This window comes from Streptomyces noursei, assembly GCF_001646665.1.
GTDB lineage: Bacteria > Actinomycetota > Actinomycetes > Streptomycetales > Streptomycetaceae > Streptomyces > Streptomyces lavendulocolor.
Genome location: NZ_LWBU01000075.1, coordinates 1 through 549, shown reverse-complemented (window position 1 = coordinate 549; position 549 = coordinate 1). Strand labels below are relative to the sequence as shown.

1 protein-coding gene is annotated in these 549 nt (G+C 84.3%); it reads left to right on the top strand.

Annotated elements, in window-relative coordinates; genetic code table 11:
- Nucleotides 1-87 precede the first annotated feature (87 nt).
- On the top strand, nucleotides 88-549 hold a 462-nt coding region (locus A4V12_RS39435), incomplete at its 3' end, for a BTAD domain-containing putative transcriptional regulator (RefSeq protein ID WP_267893183.1).

Genomic DNA, 549 nt, shown 5'->3' with positions numbered 1-549 from the left:
GGTGAAACCGCTGGACGCGGAGAGCAGGCGGGCGGGCCCGGGGTTCCCCCCGAACCGGCTGGGCCTGAGCCTGCTGCTGACCCCCCTGTGGGCGGACGACCTCGCCCCGGGCCGCGGCCGGGCCCCGGGCGCCACCGCCGGTCTCCTCCTCGCCGCCCTGAACGCCCGCGGTCTGCTGCTGGGACGGGAGGGGCGGGGGCGGGGGGGCCGCTCCCGGCCCCCGGGGGGGTCGGGGGGGCCCCCGGGCCGGGCGAGGTCGCCCTGTTCCGGTTCGGGGGGCGGGCCCCCGGGGCGGCCGCCGCGCGGCGGGCGGGGGCCCCGGGGCCCGCCGCCCGCCTGCTCGACGGAGCGCTGCGGCTGTGGCGCGGGCCCGCCCTGGCCGACCTGCCCGACCGGGACGGCGACCCCCTCGCCGTCCGGGCCGAGCGCCGCCGCACCGAGGCGCGCCGGGACCGGCTAGCCGCCGACGTCGCGCTCGGCCACGCCGAGGCGGCCCTCGCCGGTCTCGCCGAACTGGCCACCGCCCACCCCCTGGACGAGCCGCTGGCC